At 40.0% G+C, this 16,379-nt stretch carries 11 protein-coding genes and 1 tRNA gene; 10 read left to right on the forward strand and 2 right to left on the reverse strand.

From position 1 onward, the window contains the following. The first annotated feature begins 167 nt into the window (after positions 1-167). The 5 genes from argC to carB all read left to right on the forward strand — a co-directional run bounded on the left by argC (position 168) and on the right by carB (position 7,999). Positions 168-1,205 carry an N-acetyl-gamma-glutamyl-phosphate reductase gene (argC, locus tag MHH51_RS10040; protein ID WP_339285880.1) on the forward strand — a complete coding sequence of 346 codons (1,038 nt, stop codon included), beginning with the start codon at positions 168-170 and terminating at the stop codon, positions 1,203-1,205. A 346-nt stretch (positions 1,206-1,551) separates the two neighbouring features. Beyond that, positions 1,552-2,772: a bifunctional ornithine acetyltransferase/N-acetylglutamate synthase gene (argJ, locus tag MHH51_RS10045; protein WP_339285881.1), complete on the forward strand. Its 1,221-nt coding sequence runs from the start codon at positions 1,552-1,554 to the stop codon at positions 2,770-2,772. Positions 2,773-2,781: 9 nt separating this feature from the next. Continuing rightward, complete coding sequence (argB, locus tag MHH51_RS10050; protein ID WP_147208239.1) at positions 2,782-3,582, forward strand: acetylglutamate kinase; 801 nt, start codon at positions 2,782-2,784, stop codon at positions 3,580-3,582. Further along, positions 3,575-4,768: an aspartate aminotransferase family protein gene (locus MHH51_RS10055; RefSeq protein ID WP_339285884.1), complete on the forward strand. Its 1,194-nt coding sequence runs from the start codon at positions 3,575-3,577 to the stop codon at positions 4,766-4,768. The genes argB and MHH51_RS10055 overlap by 8 nt, the downstream gene beginning before the upstream one ends. Positions 4,769-4,771: 3 nt before the next feature. After that, positions 4,772-7,999, forward strand: a complete 3,228-nt coding sequence (gene carB, locus MHH51_RS10060) for a carbamoyl-phosphate synthase (glutamine-hydrolyzing) large subunit (protein WP_339285886.1) — start codon at positions 4,772-4,774, stop codon at positions 7,997-7,999. Positions 8,000-8,190: 191 nt separating this feature from the next. On the opposite strand, the gene MHH51_RS10065 is transcribed toward carB, so the two are convergent. Both MHH51_RS10065 and dat read right to left on the reverse strand, forming a co-directional pair. Then, complete coding sequence (locus MHH51_RS10065) at positions 8,191-10,197, reverse strand: S9 family peptidase (RefSeq protein WP_339285888.1); 2,007 nt, start codon at positions 10,195-10,197, stop codon at positions 8,191-8,193. A 164-nt stretch (positions 10,198-10,361) separates the two neighbouring features. After that, positions 10,362-11,234, reverse strand: a complete 873-nt coding sequence (gene dat, locus MHH51_RS10070) for a D-amino-acid transaminase (protein ID WP_147208231.1) — start codon at positions 11,232-11,234, stop codon at positions 10,362-10,364. Positions 11,235-11,482: 248 nt separating this feature from the next. Here dat and MHH51_RS10075 point away from each other — a divergent pair. The 5 genes from MHH51_RS10075 to MHH51_RS10095 all read left to right on the forward strand — a co-directional run bounded on the left by MHH51_RS10075 (position 11,483) and on the right by MHH51_RS10095 (position 16,142). Then, positions 11,483-11,556, forward strand: a tRNA-Gly gene (locus MHH51_RS10075). A 191-nt stretch (positions 11,557-11,747) separates the two neighbouring features. After that, positions 11,748-13,442 carry an ABC-ATPase domain-containing protein gene (locus tag MHH51_RS10080; protein WP_339285890.1) on the forward strand — a complete coding sequence of 565 codons (1,695 nt, stop codon included), beginning with the start codon at positions 11,748-11,750 and terminating at the stop codon, positions 13,440-13,442. Between the two features lie 58 nt (positions 13,443-13,500). Next, a complete protein-coding gene (queG, locus tag MHH51_RS10085; RefSeq protein WP_156985463.1) occupies positions 13,501-14,637 on the forward strand; it encodes a tRNA epoxyqueuosine(34) reductase QueG in 1,137 nt (378 codons plus the stop codon). 99 nt (positions 14,638-14,736) lie between these two features. Further along, entirely contained in the window at positions 14,737-15,591 is an 855-nt protein-coding gene (locus MHH51_RS10090; protein WP_156985462.1) for an amidase domain-containing protein, read from the forward strand. A gap of 77 nt (positions 15,592-15,668) precedes the next feature. Then, on the forward strand, positions 15,669-16,142 hold the full coding sequence (locus MHH51_RS10095) for a tRNA (cytidine(34)-2'-O)-methyltransferase (RefSeq protein ID WP_147208798.1): 474 nt from the start codon (positions 15,669-15,671) through the stop codon (positions 16,140-16,142). Positions 16,143-16,379 lie beyond the last annotated feature (237 nt).

Here is a 16,379-nt window from a genome sequence, read left to right on the forward strand (position 1 = left end):
AAAGACATTGATCAGCTGGTCGATGTCTTTTTTTTTATACATTTTTTATACGTGTTAACTCGTTATTTAAAGAAAATTTATTAATATTTATAAATTCTCTTGCATAAACATACATAAAAATTTATAATGATTAATAATTAATTTTTCAGATAAGGGAGAGAAGGTTATTGAAAAAAGCAGCAATTATTGGAGGAACTGGTTACGGGGCAATTGAGCTTATAAGACTCCTCCAATCGCATAAAGAAATCCAGCTTACTAAAATTATCTCGCAATCACAAGCAGGGGAGGATTTATCATCTACTTATCCTCATTTATCGGTAATTATTACTAAAAAGATGGAATCACTAGATTTAGAGGAACTGAAAAAAGAGATTGATATTTTATTCTTAGCAACTCCAGCGGGTGTCGCTAAGAATATTATCCCTTCTTTCCAGGACACTTCCGTTCAATGTATTGATTTATCAGGGGATTTCCGGCTGACAGGGGAGGAATACAGTGAATGGTACGGAAAAGAGCCTGCCTCGGCGGAGGTCTTGGAAAAAGCGGTGTTTGGTCTTAGTGATATTTTTACAGAGGATATAAAAACAGCTTCTATTATTTCTAATCCAGGCTGTTTCCCAACTGCTGCTTTGTCAGCGTTAATCCCTCTTATCGATGGGGATAAGATTCAGACGAAAGGGATTCGCATTGATGCAAAAACAGGAATATCCGGAGCGGGAAAAGGGCTGAGTGAAAAAACACATTTCTCTACAACAAATGAAAATGTTATTCCATATAAAATTGGGCAGCATCAGCATATTCCGGAAATTGAACGTTATGCTTCAAAGTTTGCTGGAAAAGACTTAAAAGTATCTTTTACAACGCATTTAGTTCCAATGACAAGAGGCCTGATGTGTACGATATATGCGGATATAAAACAGCGGGAAACAACGGCTTCTATTTTAAATTATCTTGAGGAATATTATCAGGAAAAATCCTTTGTCCGGATTTTACCGGAGGGAATATTCCCGACAACGAAAGGGGTAGCGGGCAGCAACTTCTGTGATATGGGGGCATATGTGGATGAGAGGACAAATAGCCTTGTGGTTGTATCAGCGATTGATAATTTGGTAAAGGGAGCTGCCGGCCAGGCAATCCAAAATGCCAATATTATGAACGGATGGGAAGAGACTATGGGACTGGAATTTATACCGGTATTTCCGTAAATAGGAGGATATTCAAAAAGTTCAATAAAGATGACACGGCGATAAGAGGATCTTCTACTAAGAACGCCCGCGTCGTGTGGGCAACGTAGAAGCCACCGCAACACGTGAGAAGTGCGTTGACGAGCTTTTTCCGATGGGACTGGGACTGCGATTACTCGTCCCACCAAGAGCGTTACTCACGCATTTAAAAGCATAGAGGAACTTCTGTTAAGACAGTCCGCTTCCTGTGGATAACACAGAAGTCATCACATGCTGTGAAAGTCCGTTCGTAAAAAGCTCGTCGCCTTGAACTTATTGGTTCTATTTATCGGACTTTTTGAACACGCACTCGATAGGAGGAGAATAAATGGAACAGACTTTATTAAAGCCATTTAAGATTATAGAAAATGCACATATCGATCAGCCCAAGGGGTTTACAGCAGGAGGTGTTCATGCCGGATTGCGCAGATCAAAGCTTGATTTTGGGTGGATTAATTCGAAAGTTCCAGCAACTGCTGCAGGTGTTTATACACAGAATACTTTTCAAGCTGCTCCGCTTCAGATTACACAGGAAGCATTAAAGCAATCTGATCAGCTGCAGACAATTATTGTGAATTCAGCGAATGCCAATTCCTATACAGGTGAGCAGGGCTATCAGGATGCTGTTCAAATGCAGCAGCTGGCTGCAAAAAAAACAGGTGTTGATCCCTCTCTGGTAGCTGTAGCTTCAACAGGTGTTATTGGTGAGATGCTGCCGATGAATTTGATAAAAGAAGCAATAGCACGAATTGATGAAAATAAAGATGCAGATGCTTTTGAGCATGCTATTTTAACAACGGATACGAAAACCAAGCATATAGCGGTAGAGGTTGAAATAGATGGAAAGCCGATAACGATTGCAGGTGCTGCCAAAGGCTCCGGCATGATTCACCCGAATATGGCGACAATGCTTTCCTTTATTACGACTGACGCCAAGGTGGAAGCAGAGAGCCTCCAGCACGGATTAAAGCAATCTACTAATCAGACGTTTAATCGTATTACCGTGGATGGTGACTGCAGTACAAACGATATGGTGCTGATATTAGCTAATGGAATGCAGAATAACGAAACACTTCATCAGAAGCATCCAGAATGGAACAGATTTATGGAGGCATGGCAATTTGTCAGCCGGGAGCTTGCCAAAATGATTGCCAAGGATGGAGAAGGGGCAACGAAGCTTGTGGAGGTCACAGTTGAAGGCACTGAGACAGAGGAGCAGGCTGCGCAGATGGCTAAGGCTGTGATTGCATCAAGTCTTGTTAAAACAGCAATTTACGGAGAGGACGCCAATTGGGGAAGAATTGTCAGTGCGCTTGGGGCAAGCGGTGTGCCTTTTAATAAGAACAGTCTATCCATTGCCATCGGCTCTGAACGTATTATTGAGGATGGTCAATTATTGTCCTTCCATGAACCAAACTGTGTGGAAGAATTGGTCAAGGATACGGTCCAGCTTTTTATCAGGCTTAAGGATGGTTCAGAAAAAGCTACAGCATGGGGCTGTGATTTAACCTATGATTACGTAAAAATCAATGCATCCTATCGGACATGAGGTGTTTTAATGACAAAAGCAGTATTTAAAATAGGCGGAAGTATATTACAGGAGCTGCCGAAATCCTTTTATCAGCTGTTGATTGATTTGAAGGAAAAAGGGATTTGTGATCCTGTGATTGTTCACGGCGGCGGGCCGGAAATCAATCAGGCGCTAAAACAAATGAATATTGAAAGTACTTTTGTTGACGGGCTTCGTGTTACTACAGAAGAAGTATTGGAAGTAGCACAGATGGTTATGAGCGGAACAATCAATAAACGGATTGTCGGTTTATTTCAGGGACAGAATGGAAAAGCAATCGGATTAAGCGGCGTAGACGGCAGGCTGCTGCAGGCTAAACCTATTCATAATGGAAAGCTGGGATTAGTGGGAGAAATCACAAAAGTGGAAACAGCCTGGATTGACATGATACTGAAAGAGGGGGGCATCCCCGTTATTTCTCCGATTGCAGCAGGTGAAGGGGAAAGCCGTTTAAATATTAATGGTGACACAGCAGCCGGAGCTGTAGCAGAGGCATTAGGCTGCAAGCTTGTTCTAATCAGCAATATCCCCGGAGTAATGGAAACAATCAACCAGAAAGAAATTATTTATCATCATTTAACAAAGAATGATGTGGAAGCAATGATAGCTTCGGGAGTAATTTATGGCGGCATGATACCCAAAGTGCGCTCTGCACTGGCAAGTTTAAAGGGGGGCGTAGAAGAATCTGTGATTTTAAACGGCCTGGAGCCTGATAATATTTTAAAATATTTAGATGGTGAAAAGGTAGGAACTATTTTAAGAGAAAAGGAGATTGCAGAACATGTCTAGTACAATGACAACATCAGCATTAATGAAAAACTATCAACGCCTGCCAATTACTATTTTAAAAGGTAAGGGAAGCTATGTATGGGATGATCAGGGTGTGAAATATCTTGATTATACATCAGGGATTGCTACATGCAGTCTGGGACATGTACCAGATTATGTGCAGGAAAAAATATCAGAGCAATTAGAGAATTTATGGCATGTTTCTAATTTATACCGGATTCCTCAGCAGGAAGCATTGGCTGAGAAATTAGCTTCTTTAAGCTGCTTCGACCAGGCATTCTTTTGTAACAGTGGCGCAGAAGCGAATGAAGCGGCTATCAAATTAGCTAAAAAGTATGCAAAAGACCATCAGAAGCCGGAAAGAACAGAAATCGTTACCTTTTCAAATTCCTTTCATGGAAGAACTGGTTCGACAATGGCGGCAACTGCACAGACGAAAATTCATAACGGCTTTACGCCATTAACGCCCGGGTTTACTTATTTACCGTTTAATCAGCAGGAGGCAATTGAGCAAATAGATACCGATAAAACAGCAGGTGTTTTATTGGAGCTTGTGCAGGGAGAAGGCGGGGTTCATCCGGCAGATGTGCAGTGGGTAAAAACTCTATATGCGTATTGCAAGGAAGCGGATATTTTGTTTATGGTTGATGAAATCCAGACAGGAATCGGCAGAACGGGATCTCTTTTTGCATACGAGCAATATGAAATAGAACCGGATGCGATTACTTTGGCTAAAGGCTTAGGCTCTGGTTTTCCTATTGGAGCATTATTAGCAAAAAACAAAGCGGCAGAGAGTTTTTCTCCCGGAACGCATGGCAGTACCTTTGGCGGAAATCCTTTGGCAGCAACAGCAGGGCTGGCTACATTGGAGCAAATTACAGATACTAATTTTTTAGAAGGGTTACAGGAGAAAAGCCTGCTGTTAACAGAAGCGTTAACGAAGCTGGCAGAAACTAATTCACTCATTAAAGCGGTTAGAGGAAAAGGATTTTTAATCGGATTGGAAGTTGAAAATAAAGCTGGTGTCTGGGTCGAAAAATTAAGAGAAAAACAAATTCTTGTTTTAACAGCAGGGGAGAATGTTGTGCGTATTTTACCTCCATTAACAACAGAGAAAGAAGAGTTATTCACTTTTATCGGAGTGATAACGGCTATTGCAGCAGATTTAGAGGAGAAGGGAGAATAATATATGCCTATACATCCAGGGATTAAGAAAGTGCTTGTTTTAGGTTCGGGACCAATTGTTATCGGGCAGGCAGCAGAGTTTGATTATGCAGGAACACAGGCTTGTCTTGCTTTAAAAGAAGAGGGGCTGGAAGTAGTTCTTATCAATAACAATCCCGCGACTATTATGACAGATGAAGCTATCACAGACCAGGTCTACTTAGAACCATTAGAGGTAGAGGTGGTCGAAAAAATCATTGAAAAAGAAAAACCGGATGGTTTAATTGGAACCTTGGGTGGGCAAACAGGATTGAATTTATCCATGGAGCTTCATGATAAAGGAATTTTGGAAAAATATAATGTAGAATTACTGGGAACATCTATTGCTTCTATTCAAAAAGGAGAAGACAGAGAAAAGTTCAGAGATTTAATGATTGCCATCCAGGAACCTATTTCTGAATCACAAATTGTGACGAATATAGAGGATGGTCTGTCTTTCGCTGAGCAGATTGGTTACCCGGTTATTCTCCGTCCAGCCTATACATTAGGCGGGGAAGGCGGGGGATTTGCGAATAACAAGGAAGAATTCTGTGACTTATTAGCAAAAGGCCTCCATTTAAGTCCTATACACCAGGTGCTTGTAGAACGCAGTATCAAAGGCTGGAAAGAGATTGAATATGAAGTAATGCGTGATGAAAGTGATGCCTGTCAAATTATTTGTGATATGGAAAATGTTGATCCGGTCGGGGTTCATACCGGTGATTCAATCGTTGTTGCTCCGGCTCAGACATTAACACCAGAACAAAGCAGAATCTTGCGTGACGCATCTATAAAAATTATTCGGGCATTGGAAGTAGTCGGCGGCTGTAATATTCAATTTGCCCTGCATCCGGAAATGAATGAATACTGTATTATCGAGGTAAATCCCCGTGTCAGCCGTTCTTCAGCATTAGCATCTAAAGCAACAGGCTATCCTATTGCAAGAGTAGCAGCAAAATGTGCAGTCGGCTATCATCTGGATGAATTAGTGGATCCAGTCAGCGGAGCAACCTACCTTCATTTTACACCTGATTTAGATTATACGGTTGTGAAAATTCCACGTTTTCCATTTGACAAGTTCTCAGAAGCAGATCGCAGTCTGGGGACACAGATGAAAGCAGCGGGGGAGGTTATGTCTTTGGATAAAACCTTCGAAGGTGCATTAAATAAAGCAGTCCGTTCGCTGGAAATGAATGTTCAATCATTGCACTGGCCGGTTTTTGCAGAAAAATCGGAGGAAGAATTAATGGCGCTGCTTGAAGAACCAAATGATTTACGTCTCTTTGCAATTGCAGAGGCCTTCCAGCGTCAAATTTCTATTGCAAGGGTATCTGAACTGACTTTAATTCAGCCCTATTTCTTAGAAAAGATTGCAGCAATGATAGAGCTGGAAAAAAATTTAGCAGCAACTGGGTGGGGGAATATAACAGAAGAATTAATATTACAGGCAAAGCAATATAATATTAGTGATGTACGCCTGGCTCAGCTATTTGATATCCAGCCTGCAGGTTTACGTCAATATTATAAAAATCACGGTCTTTCCCCTAATTACCGTTTTGTCGATACATGTCCAGGTACTTCGGGTAAAAATTCCACTTATTTTTATTCAACCTGGTCAGATTTTAATCAAGTGCTTCCCGTGTCTGATAAGAAGAAAGTACTTGTTATCGGCTCTGGACCAATCCGTATCGGGCAGGGAGTTGAATTTGATTATTGCTCTGTTCATGCTGTGCAGGCTCTGCAGAAGGCCGGCTATGAAGCGGTAATGATCAATAATAACCCGGAAACAGTCAGTACAGACTTTACAGTGGCAGACCGTCTCTATTTTGAACCGCTGACTCTTGAAGATGTGTTAAATGTGATGGAAATAGAGCAGATTGAAGGAGTCCTTATTCAGTTTGGCGGACAGACGGCCATCAATTTAATGGAGCAGTTAAAAGAAGCAGGTGTTTCTGTTTTAGGTACTACTCCTGAAAACATGGATAAAATGGAAGACCGGGAACAATTCTATGCTTTTTTAGAGCAATTAAATATTGCGCATATACACGGAGAAATTGTGCATAGTGCTGAACAGGCGAAAACAGCAGCTTATCAGCTTGGTTATCCTGTTTTAATCCGTCCTTCTTATGTTATTGGCGGCCAGTCAATGTTTGTCTGCTACAACAAGGAGGAGTTAATCAGTAACGTAGAGAGAGTGCAGGTAGATACCTATGACCAGTGCTGGCCATTATTGATGGATTCGTATTTGCCAGGATTAGAATGTGAAGTAGATGTAGTGAGTGACGGGGAAAATGTGATTATTCCGGGGATTTTTGAGCATATTGAAAAAGCAGGAGTTCATTCGGGGGACAGTACGAGCGTATTCCCGTCGATCACATTAACAAATCAGCAAAAGGAACAAATTTATCACATCTCGAAAAAAATTGCCACAGAGCTGCCAATTGTCGGAATGATGAATATCCAGTTTGTCATTTATCAGGAAGAAGTATATGTCCTTGAAGTAAATCCGAGATCTTCCCGCACTGTGCCGGTAGTAAGCAAGGTAACAGGAATTCCGCTGGTTGCTTTAGCAGTAAATGCGCAAATAGGTGAGTCCCTGCAAGTCTTTATGAAGGAATTCTCTGCTTATAAAGAACCGGATTATTATACAGTTAAAGCACCTGTCTTTTCTAAAAATAAATTAAAAGGTGTCGATCATATTTTAGGACCGGAAATGAAATCAACCGGGGAAGCAATCGGTATGGACGTTACTTTGGAAAAGGCAATTAGAAAAGCGGTCATACTTTCTCAGCATAAGTTGAATAACACAAAAAAGTGGTTTGTATCAGTTAGCAATCACCATAAGGAAGAAAGCATACCGTTTATTCAGGAAATTGCCGAAAAAACAGAAATCATTGCTACTCAGGGAACAAGCACATATCTGGAAAACAATCAAATTCCTTCTATAACTGCGGATCGTGAAATAGCTGATCTCAAAAAGCTGTTTTTGCATGATCCACCGGGGTATGTGATTAATATTCCAAGTATCGGAAGAGATAAAGAACGATTCGGCTTTCAGCTTAGAGAGCTTTGTATTCAATTGAATATTCCTTACTTTACCAGTCTGGAAACGGCAAAGCTTGTATGGAAATACCAGCATCTAGAGCAGAAGGATATTCAATCTTTACAAGAATATTTAAAAACAATGAATAAAGTTGACAGTGTTACCTTGTAAATAAACAGAAAAAACTGCCTGCACGCAGGGATAATTCCTAATGATATCAGCATCATTATCTGGTGTAATCCTATTTAACCAATAAAAGTGTGAGGCTTGATAACAATTACCGGAAAGAAAGCATTATGTATCTAAAACCATAAAAATAGAGGCTGACAGGAGCTGTCGCCTCTATTTTTTCGAGTTCATTATTAGAGATACTTTTCAAACCAGCGGCATATATTATCTAACCGGGCTACCCGAAGTGTAGGATTGCCGCTTCGACTCAATTCATGGTTAGCATTCGGGAACCGGATAAATTCCACTTCCTTATTTAAATATTTTAAGGTAATAAATAATTGTTCGCCCTGCTCAATTGGACAGCGGTAGTCTTTTTCACCATGCAGAATAAGCAGTGGTGTCTCCACGTTTTCTGCATATTTCAACGGAGATATATCCCAAAGCTCTGTCGGATCCTCCATTAAGTTCACACCATGCTCCCATTTTGTAAAGAAGAAGCCGATATCACTTACACCATAAAAGCTTAACCAATTGGAAATGGACCTTTGTGTAACAGCTGCTTTAAAGCGGTTTGTATGACCGACAATCCAGTTTGTCATAAACCCGCCATAGCTGCCTCCTGTCACACCTAAGCGATTTTCATCAATAAAGGAATACTGTTCCAGACAATAATCAACAGCCTCCATCAGATCGTGGTAATCCCCTTTACCATAGTTCTCACGCACACCATTGACAAACTCCTGTCCATAACCATGGCTGCCGCGGGGATTTGTATAAAGTACAACATATCCTTTAGCTGCCAGAAGCTGCAGCTCATGGAAGAAGGTTTGTCCATACATGGCATGCGGACCGCCGTGAATCTCCAATACAAAAGGATATTTTTTACCTTCCTGGAAACCGTATGGACGAAGCAGCCAGCCCTGTATTTCTAAACCGTCACTTGAAGTAAAAGTAATCTCCTCCGGACTGCTTAAAGCTATCTCACTGATAAATGTTTTATTTACATCTGTCAGCTGCTCTAATGTACCGTCTGCTGACAGTTTGTAAAAATTACAAGGATCTGTCGGAAGGCTGATTCCTAATATAAAGCTTTTAGTATCCGGGTTATAAGAAAAGCCGAATAGATGATTATTATCGCTGTAGCGTATTTTTAAATTACCCTCTAAATCTGTTTCATATAAAGAAACGGTTCCATTATCTGACCCGACAAAGTAAATAGATTCGTTGTCCTCAGACCAGACAGGACCAGCTTCCGAGCTGCCAAGACGTGTATCTCCGACCATTGTATCTCCGGGCTGGATGCTCCAATCTCTGGACAGGAGCATTCTTTCCTTACTCTCTACGTCGTATATGAACAGCTTTGTCAATGTAGCACCAGCATATTCAAATCCGTGACCGTAAGCAACAATTTTTTTACTGTCTGTCGAGAAGGATGCCCCGTGATAGCTTCCTTTACTGTCTGTTAATTTGGTTATTTCTTTCGATTGCAATTCAAGTAAATACAGATCAGAAACCAGTGAAGAATCAGCATCTTCCTCCAAATTAGCAGCAAAGATAAGCGTTTTGTTATCAGGAGCAACATCCACCAAGTGGTGATCAGCCTCTTTATCCGTCAGCTGATGAAAAGTACCTGATGTTAGATCATATTGAATAATTTGAACTTTGGAATTATCATGGAATCCTCGTGCATCTGATTTATATCTTAGGCGGTCCACAACCAGCGGCTTTGTCTGCGCTTCTTTTTGCTTTGCCTTTTTTTCTTCTTTATTTAATTCTTTTAAAGCAGAAATATCATCATCTTTTTCAAGGTAGGAGCAGAATAAAATAGATTTTCCATCCTCTGACCAGACAGGTGAGAAAGCACCATTTGGAAATGTAGTAACTTGTTTTGCTTCCCCGCCATCCATATCTGTCAGCCAAATTTGTGAAGCACCGCTGCGATTGGAAAGGAAGAAGGCTTTTTCCTTGTTTGGAGAAACGCAAAACGTATGATTTCGATGACTTCCTGAAGTCCACTGTTTATGTGAATCATCGATAAGATTATGTACATAAACCTGTGATTCATATTCTTTATCTTCATTAACAAATGTGGTGACATAACTATACCTGTCTTCTGAAATAAATTGCGGCTCGCTAAGAACCTTAATATTCTGAAAATCTGTTGCGGTAATAGCTCTTTTCTTTGTCGATGCAGTCATAATACCCCTCCTGAATTTAAAAAATGTATTTCATTCTATCTGTATTTCAGTTTAAACTATTTCGGGTTGCGAATCAATAATATTTAGCTGTATACTTGTGATTTGCCATAGAGCATTTATTAATACAAAAACAGCCATCTTGAAAAAAAGACGGCTGTTTCTAATTACAAGTTTGTAATTAATTTATCAGTAATTTTAGCATCCTGTTCATATGCTCTTTGAAGTATACGAGTAATTTTGCCAGGTTCACCATTACCAACGACAACATTATCAAGTTGGATTACAGGCAATACTTCGGATGTACTGCTGGATAAAAACATTTCATCAGCATGTTGAATATCTTCAATATGAAAGGCTTCTTCAATCAGCGGAATGTTCTCTGCTTTTAAGAAGCGTTCTACTGCCATTCGTACACAACCATGTAAGATATTATTGGTAGCCGGGTGTGTATATACTTTCCCATCTTTTACTAAGTAGATATTGGAAGAACTGCATTCCGTTACAACACCATCACGATGGAGAATAGCTTCATAGCAGTTATTTTCTTTTGCTGTCTGTTTTGCCAAAACATTCGGCAGCAGATTTAAACTTTTGATGTAACAGTTTTCCCATCGGACATCACGCTGGGAAATTGTCTTCACACCGTTTTCCAATATCTTTTCATTTCTTGGTAAGTCCTGAAGATATGCATAGATATTAGGTGTGACTTCGTGTGGGAAGATATGATCTCGCGGAGCTGAACCACGTGTGATTTGCATATATACCTTTCCATCATTTTTCATATTATTTTTTTCCATTAATTGATGTAATAGTTCCGTCATCTTTTCTTTATTATATGGGATTTTAATTTTTATGGCCTCGGCAGAACGATACAGACGATCGACATGTTCTGTCAGGAGATAGTATTCACCTTTATAAATACGAATCACCTCATAAATTCCGTCGCCAAACTGTAATCCTCTTTCTTCAAATGGGTAGCTTAGACTATCCTTATCAACAAACTCTGATTGGGTAAGAATAGTTGAATATACTGACATTTTAAAATTCTCCTCTCCGTGAAGCATAACAATAGTTTATTACGCGACCAGATGATTGTAAATAGATAACAAGATAAACTTCAGCATTTTAGAAGTGTATGCGCTGGAATTTTATATTATTCTTGAAGTCCATTATTTCTAAATATTACTTTTGATTAACTTTTTATGAAAAAAATAAATTTATTGTTGATTTTTAGCGAATACGTTGCTATAATAAATTTTGTCGTTGAAAAACAATTGAAAATCATGCGGGTGTAGTTTAGTGGTAAAACCTCAGCCTTCCAAGCTGATGATGAGGGTTCGATTCCCTTCACCCGCTCCATACATATGTGATAACGCAGTGTTTCGTACTTAGTCTACGAAGTGTTGCGTTTTTATTTTGTACTAGAATATATTAGATTGAACGAATGCAGGTTTTTCCTAATAAAATATTTGTTTAACTTCTTTAAAACAATAGTAACCTGTCTATAAAAGAGGGTATAGTAAAAATCATAACAGATAGGAGAAGCTATTATGAATCGTCTTAAAAACAGTTTATTACAAATTGACCGGAAAAGTTACAAGTCGTATAAGCAAATTGCAGGAAGCTATACGTATCCTCGTTACACGCTCCATATTGACTATGTACAAGGTGATCCATTTGCAAGCCCTTCGAGAATAAGAGTGGTAATTCCTGAGAAAGAGCGTCACGTGGCAGCTGAATGGCTGGAAACGAAAGCCCGCCGGATTGCTGTGGAGGATGCTTTTGCAAGAGTAGTTGGTAAAGCAGTGAATCAAAATAAGATTTTCATTAAAGGTTCGGGTAAAAGCGGCATAGTTGCTTTTGACGGCCCTGGTCAGGAAATATTAGAACGGACAGCTGTAAGTGTTACCCAAAAGGAAATTACTGTTTGTTTATCGGCAGGGTTACCTGCTAATGGGCGTTCCATTAACGGAAAAGAAGCAGTGAAATTATTCAATCAGGCTATTCCTGGTTTATTGGAGGATTCAGTCTTCCAAATCTTAGATAGAGATATTGAGAAAACTGTTCAGCTGGCGGATCAGCAAGAAGCGATATGGAAAGCAATGAAAGTAAATAATTGGGTGAGTTTTATTGCCAATGGCTCTATTTTACCAAGAAAAAGCGGTGTAAGTGATTTGCCGGCTAAAGGTGCGGTAGCCTTTAAAAGTCCTGAAGAAGATGAGGTGGAATTAGAGCTTCCTCATGATAAAATAGTAAAAGGAATGGCAGTTAAAAAGGGAGTCACATTAATCACCGGAGGAGGTTATCATGGGAAAAGTACACTGATCCAGGCAATCGAACGTGGTGTTTACCCTCATTGCGAAGGGGACGGACGTGAATTTATCTGTACTGACCCGAGTGCAGTTAAAATTAGAGCAGAGGATGGAAGGGAAATATCGTCTGTAAATATCTCTCCTTTTATTTCTAACCTGCCCCATGGAAAAGGTACAACTTCTTTTTCAACAAGTAATGCCAGCGGTAGTACGTCACAGGCTGCCAATGTAATGGAGGCACTGGAAGTAGGAGCGGAAACATTGCTTATTGATGAAGATACAAGTGCAACAAATTTTATGATTCGTGACAGTCGCATGCAAAAGCTGATTGACCAAAAAAATGAACCGATAACACCTTTCATACATCGAATTAGGCAGCTGGTGGATGAAGCAGGCAAATCGGTGATTTTAGTAACGGGCGGATCTGGAGATTATTTTTCCGTAGCGGATACAGTTATTCTTATGGAGGAATATAAGCCAAAGAATGTAACACTAAGAGCAAAGCAAATCATAAAGGAAGAACCTATTGCGCATAGTAATGTGGAACCCGCAGATTTTACAAGTTTGAAGAATCGGCAGTTATCAGCCTCTACATTTTCCAAACAGACAGATAAAAGATTTAAAATCCAGGCAAAGGGGCAATTTCAAATTTTATTTGGAAAAGAACCAATCACCTTTGCTTATACAGAGCAGCTGACAGACTCTTCGCAAACAAGAATGATTGCAGAAATCATTCAATATCTTTACAGGAATGCAGGAAAGAATTTTTCTTCGTTTGAAGCATTAATAGAGCATATAGATGATAAAATGGATCAAGGCTTGGAAAAGCTGACTAAAAGTAACGGAAAACATCCGGGAGATTTAGCAAGACCAAGAAAAAATGAAATTGCAGCGGTATTAAACAGAATGCGCTCAGGAGTGTTTTTAACGTAACCTCAATATTTAAAGTGGATTGACAGAAATTAAAAGTAGATAGAAGGGGGGCGGTAAGGTGAGAGTGGACGAACTGAAAAAAGATATTCAAGCATATGCAAAAACTATTGGAATAGACAAAATCGGCTTTACAACAGCGGATATTTTCACAGAAATGAAGGAGCGTCTAAAACGTCAGCAGGAGTTAAAATATCAATCCGGCTTTGAAAAGGGAAGCATTGAAGAAAGAACAGAGCCCAAAAGGCTGCTCCCGGAAGCACAGTCTATTATTTCCATTGCCGTCGCCTATCCATCGCGTTTGGAGAAAACACCGCGAGGAACAAAAGGAGACAGACGAGGTATTTTCGCACGCGCTTCCTGGGGAATTGACTATCACATAGCTTTACGGGAACGGTTGGATAAGCTGGGGGAATATATTAAAGCAAGAGTACCTGATGCTATCATCAAGTCTATGGTAGATACAGGAGAATTAAGTGACCGGGCCGTTGCTGAACGGGCTGGTGTGGGCTTTAGCGGCAAAAATACGTCGATTATTACAAAGGAGCATGGTTCCTTTGTTTATCTGGGAGAAATGCTGACCAATATTCCATTTATTCCTGATGAAAAGATAGAGGATGGCTGTGGAGATTGCACCATTTGCTTAGATGCCTGCCCTACAGGTGCTATTGTACAGGGCGGACAGCTGAATGCCCAGCGCTGTATAGCTTTCTTAACACAGACAAAAGATTTTCTGCCGGAGGAATTCCGGACCAAAATAGGAAATCGATTATACGGTTGTGATACATGTCAGCAGGTTTGTCCCTGGAACCGGGATAAGGATTCTCATTTTCATAAAGAACTGGAGCCGGATCCAGAATTGGTTAAACCTAAGCTTAAACCAATGCTGCATTTGTCGAATCGGGAGTTTAAAGAGAAGTTTGGGCATATGTCAGGATCCTGGAGAGGAAAAAAGCCGATTCAGCGTAATGTTATTTTAGCATTGGGTCACTATAAAGAAGCATCTGCTGAAAATGATTTGATTGCTTTGATGAAGAATGATCCCAGGCCGGTTATCCGTGGCACTGCTGCCTGGTCATTAGGGAAAATAGGAACAGATGCAGCAAAAGAAGCACTCTCTAAAGCGCTGGAAAAAGAAGATAATGAACAAGTACAATATGAAATGCAAAATGCACTGTCTGCAATGAATATAAAGTAAAGTCTATGTTCAAATAGACTTTGTCGCAGCCAGACAGGCTGTTTTTTTGACCTAATTCGCCTCCTCTATGCATAAGCTTTGACGAGGAGGCGATTTTTAATGGGAGATATCACTACCTATTGGCAGCATTTTTTCAGGGAGAATAAAGAAAGCCAGGATTGGTGGCATAAAAAGAAGGCTCTTTGCAAGAAAAGGAAGGCACAAATTGTAAAGATAAAAGGAAAAGGAATTGTTTTAAGCAGACAATCCTACGATACAATCAGAAATACGGGGTATGCAGTTCATCTGGTATATTTAATGAAGCAGGGCGATTTTTTTTACACAGAAGAACAGATTATCCCTTATCAGCTTACGGAAAAATCGAACGGAGAAGTCAAACACCAATATATTGAAAAGCCTCCAGCAGAAAATACCAGTAATCAGCTTCCCGTATTAAAACAGGAAAATATGAAGCAAAGTAAGCGTCAAATAGAATATAACCGGCTGGAAGCAGTAAAATATGCTGAACGCTGGTGGAACAGTTTCAATCCCGAATATCGCCGCTTTGAAGATGACTGTACGAATTATATCTCGCAATGTCTGCGGGCAGGTGGAGGTCCGATGTGGGGAGAACCGGTCCGTGAGCGCGGCTGGTGGTATGGAAGGGATTCATGGAGCTTCAGCTGGTCTGTGGCGCATTCTTTCAGGTGGTATTTAAGCGGATCTGAACGCGGTATTAGAGGAATAGAAGTTGAGCAGCCGGAAGAGCTTAATCCAGGTGATGTGATCTGCTATGATTTTGATGGTGATGGCGCCTGGAATCATACGACTATTGTAGTGGCAAAAGATGCTGATAATATGCCGCTTGTCAATGCACATACAAATAATAGCCGCAACCGTTATTGGTCTTATGAGGATTCTGCAGCCTGGACGCCGGAAATTCAATATAAATTTTTTCGGATTGAGATAAGTTAGTGTATAATTAATTTTTGAATAGAGATAGAAGGCAAAATACTAATCTCTTAGAATTTGTAACTGAAGGAGAATGAATGGTGAGTTTGCACGTTGTATTATTTGAACCGGAAATCCCGGCTAATACAGGGAATATCGGCAGAACATGTTTAGCAACTGGAACGACTTTACATCTTATCCGTCCACTCGGTTTTTCAACAGATAGTAAAATGGTCCGCCGTGCTGGTCTGGATTACTGGGAGCATGTCGATGTAAAAGAATATGATTCCATAGAAGATTTGTATAAAACCTATCCAGAAGGAAGTTTTTACTATATAGAAAACTTTGGAACAAAATATTACACAGATTTTGATTTTTCACCTGTAGACATGGATCAATTTTTTGTGTTTGGAAAAGAGTCCACAGGAATCCCGCGTGAACTGCTGACGGATAAAGAAGATAAATGCCTGCGGATTCATATGAATGATAAGGTTCGTTCATTAAACCTTTCAAACACTGCCTCCATTATTATTTATGAAGCATTAAGACAGCAGGGATTTCCAAATTTACATTAAAAAAAGATGTCTCCAATTTTGTGGAGACATCTTTTTTAACATCTAAACGTTTTTGAAAAAGTATTATATTGGTTCTCAAGTGCGCTGGTCTTCTTTTGGTACTCCTGGTTTTGATTCGTAGCCGGCTGTGAAGCAGGAGACGAGGAATGTAACAATAACACCCATAAGTAATGCTAATTTCATAATGTGGTTCCTCCTTTTATGTAGTAATGGTACCCAATTTTACATCAAAAAGAA

Origin of the sequence: Oceanobacillus sp. FSL K6-3682, from assembly GCF_037976165.1 — a bacterium.
GTDB classification, from domain to species: domain Bacteria; phylum Bacillota; class Bacilli; order Bacillales; family Amphibacillaceae; genus Oceanobacillus; species Oceanobacillus sojae.